This window comes from Methanospirillum sp. (genome assembly GCF_028679455.1).
Taxonomy (GTDB): Archaea; Halobacteriota; Methanomicrobia; order Methanomicrobiales; family Methanospirillaceae; genus Methanospirillum.
Genome location: NZ_JAJRBM010000454.1, coordinates 1 through 5,835 on the forward strand (window position 1 = coordinate 1; position 5,835 = coordinate 5,835).

The 5,835-nt window shown below is 44.1% G+C and carries 6 protein-coding genes and 1 pseudogene; 2 read left to right on the forward strand and 5 right to left on the reverse strand.

Going from position 1 to position 5,835, the window contains the following annotated elements:
• Positions 1-268, forward strand: a pseudogene (locus LUQ50_RS15715) (hypothetical protein); the annotation flags it as partial.
• Between the two features lie 60 nt (positions 269-328).
• Here the strand turns inward: LUQ50_RS15715 and LUQ50_RS15720 are convergent.
• From LUQ50_RS15720 to LUQ50_RS15730, 3 genes are all read right to left on the reverse strand, one after another.
• Positions 329-1,696 (reverse strand): MATE family efflux transporter, encoded by a 1,368-nt coding sequence (locus LUQ50_RS15720; protein ID WP_300041360.1) that lies wholly within the window; start codon positions 1,694-1,696, stop codon positions 329-331.
• Complete coding sequence (locus tag LUQ50_RS15725; RefSeq protein ID WP_300041362.1) at positions 1,693-2,193, reverse strand: MarR family winged helix-turn-helix transcriptional regulator; 501 nt, start codon at positions 2,191-2,193, stop codon at positions 1,693-1,695. The genes LUQ50_RS15720 and LUQ50_RS15725 overlap by 4 nt, the downstream gene beginning before the upstream one ends.
• Before the next feature lie 103 nt (positions 2,194-2,296).
• Positions 2,297-3,277, reverse strand: a complete 981-nt coding sequence (locus LUQ50_RS15730; protein WP_300041364.1) for a hypothetical protein — start codon at positions 3,275-3,277, stop codon at positions 2,297-2,299.
• A 109-nt stretch (positions 3,278-3,386) separates the two neighbouring features.
• On the opposite strand from LUQ50_RS15730, the gene LUQ50_RS15735 reads away from it, so the two are divergent.
• Positions 3,387-4,628 carry a hypothetical protein gene (locus LUQ50_RS15735; protein WP_300041366.1) on the forward strand — a complete coding sequence of 414 codons (1,242 nt, stop codon included), beginning with the start codon at positions 3,387-3,389 and terminating at the stop codon, positions 4,626-4,628.
• Between the two features lie 74 nt (positions 4,629-4,702).
• Here LUQ50_RS15735 and LUQ50_RS15740 read toward each other — a convergent pair whose 3' ends face one another.
• The gene (locus LUQ50_RS15740; protein WP_300041368.1) at positions 4,703-5,722 is read right to left on the reverse strand and encodes a chorismate synthase; all 1,020 of its coding nucleotides are present in this window, start codon (positions 5,720-5,722) and stop codon (positions 4,703-4,705) included.
• Positions 5,719-5,805 (reverse strand): hypothetical protein, encoded by an 87-nt coding sequence (locus LUQ50_RS16030; RefSeq protein WP_367279028.1) that lies wholly within the window; start codon positions 5,803-5,805, stop codon positions 5,719-5,721. Before LUQ50_RS16030 ends, LUQ50_RS15740 begins: the two co-directional genes overlap by 4 nt.
• Positions 5,806-5,835: the final 30 nt, after the last annotated feature.

Here is a 5,835-nt window from a genome sequence, read left to right on the forward strand (position 1 = left end):
CCTCATGGTAGCACAGCCTGATGGGACCGTGATATATGAAACTGACCAAAGTCAGATTGGTCGATCGGTATGGAATGATCCTGTTTTTCAGTCATCACCCTCACTGCTTGCTTCAGCCGTACATCTTCAGAATGCAAGAGCAGGTTATGATCAATATGAATTTAACCGTAATTCGAGCGATGAATCACCGGTAAAACAGATGGTCTGGACAACAATGGGTCTCCAGGGGACTCCCTGGAGAGTTGTGCTGATCAAACCAGAATCCTAAATCTTTTTTTAACAACCATTCAGGGGTTGTGATTCACCAAAAATGAGTTAAAACAGGGTATCAGGCGTACTTCATAAGTCTTCTTATGTACACCCGTGCCCATATGTATCCGACAATTCCTCCCAGAACATCTCCGATTACTATGCCGTACCAAATTCCATGTTCACCAAACCCGAGAAGTATCCCCAGAATATATGCTGAAGAGGCCATAAAAATTATATTTCTCATAACATTTAGGATCAGAGAGGATACTCCCCGTCCTGTCCCCTGAAAAATTGATGAGGACATGATTCCGGCTGGAACAAATGGATAAAAAATACACATGGTACCCAAAAATCCTGCAATTGCGGGTGCAAGATGAGCACCTTCAGCGGAATAGGTGAAAATGAAGGAAATTTGTGATGCAAAAAGCCAGGTTATTGCACTGATCAGAATTGCAATGCCCATACCCAGCATTATAGAAAAGTTGTGAATGATCGGGAATTTTTCATAATGTCTCCCTCCATATGCTGCTCCGGTCACTGAAATGACCGAGGTTGATATAGCCACAAGTGGGATGATTGCAAACATTACAACTCTCCATCCCGCGGTATACACCGCAACCGCATCGGTACTGGCTACCATCACCAGCATTTCGTTGATAAAAATTGTCAGAAACGACAGAAGAAAAAATTCACAGCTTGCTGGGAGGCCTACAGCAAGAATATCTCTGATGCTTCTTGTCCTGCGAATATCCACGTGAGTAGAGAGAGTGACATACGTATCTTTTTTGATAAAAAACCAGTACAGCAGTACCAGGGTGACCATCACCAGGGAGATGATCATCCCCCAGGCTGCCCCGGCAATACCCATGTGCAGATAATAGATGAGGATTGGATCCAGGATGATGTTCAGAATTGAGGATGCCCCCATCACGTACATGGTCCGTTTGGTATCGCCTTCTGCCCGAAGAATCGCGTATGCAACGTTAGTTAGGAGGATCAGGATTGTTCCTCCAAAGATGATATTTCCATATTCTACGGCAAGGTCCACCGTATTACCTGCACCAAAAAGGAGCAAGAGCGGTCGTGATGCTGCAATCAAGAGAATCGAAATAAGGATCGAAATTGCAATGGTCATCAAAATTGCCTGAACCGCTGCAGTATTTGCCCCTTCCCTATCTCCTGCTCCAATTTTGCGGGAAATGACCGAGGTAGCTCCTGCACCAAGACCACTCCCCAGTCCTATCAACACCATGAACAGAGGAGTGATGAATCCTACTGCTGCGAGTGCATCTGATCCAAGGCCCGCTACCCAGATAGCATTGACCAGATTATAAGTCGACATCAGGAGCATGGCAATGATCATCGGGATGGAAAGTTTCAGAATTGCTGCTTTGGGATCCCCGATGAGCAGGTTCACTCCCTCAGTATTTTCAGATGGATTCATACGCAGTCACCCCTGGTGCAGCATGATCCATATGTTTCATTTCCGTTATCCCGAACCCCCTGTATGCTCGCCGTCGCGACTTTCATGAGAATTTCCCGAAACTGCACCTTATCTGACCCTGTAAGAGTTGTGGATACCGTTTCCTCCCAATTGGCATCGATCCGGATTAAATCCGGGGTGATTTTTCTCCCTTGTTCTGATAGGAAGAGACGGATTGCTCTGCGGTTTTCAGGGTCGATCGTCCGGATTATGTATCCTGCATCCTCAAGTTTTTTTACTGATCTTGCGATAGTACCCCGGTCAATATGAAAATGGCGGGCCAAGGTCTCCTGGGTTACGTTCTGATGTTTCGACAGATACATCATGATGGGAAACTGGCCTGCAGAAATATTGAGGGGTTTGAGCTGGTTGTTAAGAATTATGGACCGGGATCGAGAAATGATCGAGGTTAATGCCCCGATAGGAATGTCATGCTGCAGAAAATTACCTTCAGTCACTCATACAGATAGGTTTTTAATCCATATAATGTTGTCATCACAATAGTTCTCAATTAGAATCATCTGTATAAAAGTACCTAGTGCAGCAGAAACCAACCTCATGTTATATCCGTGCACTCATCAGTTCGGCTTTCCCCTGTTCCGGGTAATTAATGTATACTACTGTATCCTCTGAAACATCTGGCCAGGCTTCATTGCCCGAACAATTTGTAATTTGAATTTCAACCCCTGTAGAGATATTGTATCCGTATATATCCCATTGTTTATTCCGTTCGTCTATCCACACGATAGTATCTCCCGAGATTCTGGGTAGCCATTGCCTCGATGAATCGTTGGTTATCTGAATTTGTTCTCTGGTTGTAAGGTTCTCAAAAAAAACATCAAAATTTCCGTTTTTGTTAGATTGCCAGACAACCCTGCCATCAGATACTGAAGGAAACCATTCTGAAGTAGAGGAATTGGTAATTTCAATCTCCTGATCGGTAGGAAGATAATATGCGTAAATATCTCCTTCTGATTTGGGTCCCCTTCTCCAGTCCTCCCAGACAACCCAGTCCCCGTCAATATCAGGTTGCCATTGTATATCTTCTGCAGAACAGATCATCTTTTCATCTCCGGTAGAAAGGTTGAATAGAGCGATATCCTGTGATCCGTTACGTTCATCAATATACACTACCCTATCACCGAAAATCTGTGGTGTCGTCTCTCGCGAAGAATAATTTGTTATCGATGTCGTCTTTCCGGTGGTAAGATTTTTTAGAAAAATATTCCAGAACCCTGATCGTTTATCCTGCCAGATTACCTTGTCATCATCGATATCTGGCCGGAACTGGTTGCCATCATGATCCGAGAGATCCTGCTGCATACCTGATGAAATGTTGAACATAATGATATCAGCATTATGCAACGTGGTCCTGCTCTCATAAACAACAAGATTATGGTAAATCCGGGGAAAGACCGGTCCATCTGCTTTTTTATCAGGTGATGGATTGTAAGTCTGTTGCAGGATGAGCAGACTTAAGAATATCACGATTCCAATCAGAATCACGATCCCGGTTATCTGGTTCGTATTTTGTCTGTTCATATGTCTGGCTGAATGTGTTTTTTGCGTAGCCAGTATAATAAGAGCCAGATTGGTGGTATACTACTTCCTAAATCATGGCTTTCATATCAAATACGGTTCAATATGCGTTATGGCAAATTCACGGCCTGATGAAGCGGTACAATACCCACTCCCAGGTCCTGGAATTCTTATTGCACTTTCTTCGAGTGGTTGGATAGGATTGCTCTCGCTCATTACGTTTGGAGCAGATGAAGGTTATACATTTCTTGGAATAATTATCATTACCCTTCTATTCAAGTATGCTCTTCTAACAGGTCTTGGAAGGTACACGCTTGCGACCGGAAAAGATATTTTTTTTGGAATCGCTGAAACAGCTGGCCCAAAAAACTGGGCTATCTGGTTGCTTAATGCGATTTATTATTTAGAAATTTTTATGCTGGGATACTCTTCGCTCACCATGGCCCGCTTATGTAATGAACTACTCCATATCTGGATCCCTCCAATAATTATTGTTTTCATCGTTTTCACTGCGATTTTTCTTTTGGTTTCTGTCAATTCCTACTGGTTATTCAGAAAAATTCTGATTGGAGCCATCAGCGTTATCCTGGTAGGTCTTTGTTCTATGCTTCTGTCCATGCCTCTTCCTTCCCATGAAGGGATATTTCTCAAAATTCTGGACCTGAGCACGTTCATGAGTGTGTATGAGTCGTCAATTATTTTAAGCAGTGTAGGTTCCGGTTTTTCACTTCTGTTCTATTCAGTCTGGCTCGTTAATCATATGGGTGGGAGTGTTATCGCTGATAATAAACAGAAGATTTTGGAGAGGATTAAACTTGATGCGGCTTTTGGGATGTCCTCTCTTTTCTTTTTCTGTGTTCTCTACCTATCAGTAGGATATGTATTTTTGTATGAACACGGTCTTGGTGCACCTGAATCTGATCTGACCTTTGAAATTGTTCTGATGGTTATGAATCTTGGCATTTTTGGAAATAGTATTTTTGTCATTGTTTGTTTTGTGGTCTTATTCTGCAGTATGTTTGGAGGGGTATATGGCAGATCACGAGTACTACAGGTAACACTTCCCCGGACGATTCCCGGATTTGTGATGACCAGAGTTACCTACCTGGCTATTACTCTGGTTCTGATCTCTTCGGCATTTGTGTCCCAGTTTTTCTGGTCAATGGAACTCACCAGGAGTTTTATTTCTATCCGGCTTCTTTTCTTCAGTGTCGTGGTTGGAATCCTTATCGGAATTGATCACCGTCTTAACCCTGAAGATCGGGGTTCTTTATGCTGGTATATCATCATGGGAGTAGGGGTGTTGATGTCAGCAATTATTGGGTTGAGTCTGTTATCCTGGATCAGTCCCTGAATTTTGAAACGAAAAAAGTGGGACCAGTTGCTGACGATCCTTTATCTCTGAAACTATGTGGTTGGATATAGATACTAGTTATCCGTACCTGTTCTGTTAGGTTTCCATGCAGCATAAGTATCCTGTTCCAGCAACGCATCCATAAGAACGAGAGCAGCCATAGCTTCTGCTACCGGAACAATTCTTAGGGCAATACAGGGATCATGTCTTCCTCCTACCACAATGGATCTGGGATTGCCAGATTGATCTATTGTGCTTTGAAGGATACATATTGATGGAGTTGGTTTGACTGCAAGCCGGACGAGGATATCCTGCCCGCTTGATATTCCACCCAGGATCCCTCCTGCATTATTTGAGAGATACCCTTCAGGACTCATGGGATCGTTGTGTTCAGATCCGTACATGCGTGCTCCTGCAAAACCTGATCCGATCTCAATCCCTTTTACTCCACCAATACTCATCAGAGCAGCAGCAAGCAGGGCATCGAGTTTTCCGAACACGGGATCCCCAAGTCCTGCCGGACAACCAGTAATAGTCAGACTGATGACCCCCCCTACTGAGTCTCCCCGGTCACGGGCATCTCTGATCTCATGCTCAAAGGTTGCAGGATCGCAGTTACCATGAATCTCAATGATCTTTCCTATAACTGAGATTCCTCTGGTTTTAAGACAGATCGATGCAACTGCTCCTGCTGCGACCCGTCCTGCAGTCTCCCTTCCTGAACTTCGGCCTCCTCCCCGGTGGTCTCTGATTCCATACTTTTCATAATACGTACGATCGGCATGACCTGGGCGATAGAGATCCCGAAGTTGATCATAATCAGAAGATCGGGCTGTTTCACTTTTGATCAGCAATGCAATGGGGGTCCCGAGTGTTTGTCCCTCAAAAACTCCCGAAAGGATCTCAACCAGATCTGATTCACGTCGTGGGGTCACCAGATCTGAACTACCGGGTCTTCTTCTATCAAGAAATGGCTGGATGTCAGCAGGTGATAGGAAAACTCCCGGAGGACATCCGTCAACAACCGCACCGATTGCAGTACCATGGCTCTCTCCAAACGTAGTAATTCTGAACGATCTGCCAAAAGTATTCAGAGTAACCATCTCCGTACGACATCTGCCGGAACATCAATCCCGGTGAGTATTTTGAACTGCTCAATCAATTGGTGAATAAACATTTCAGTTCCTAAAATAACACTGCATCCCCG

Bases quoted from the DNA above. Each gene is read 5' to 3' on its own strand.
- LUQ50_RS15730 (WP_300041364.1), bottom strand. From the start codon at position 3,277: ATGAACAGACAAAATACGAACCAGATAACCGGGATCGTGATTCTGATT.
- LUQ50_RS15720 (WP_300041360.1), bottom strand. From the start codon at position 1,696: ATGAATCCATCTGAAAATACTGAGGGAGTGAACCTGCTCATCGGGGAT.
- LUQ50_RS16030 (WP_367279028.1), bottom strand. From the start codon at position 5,805: ATGTTTATTCACCAATTGATTGAGCAGTTCAAAATACTCACCGGGATT.
- LUQ50_RS15735 (WP_300041366.1), top strand. From the start codon at position 3,387: ATGGCAAATTCACGGCCTGATGAAGCGGTACAATACCCACTCCCAGGT.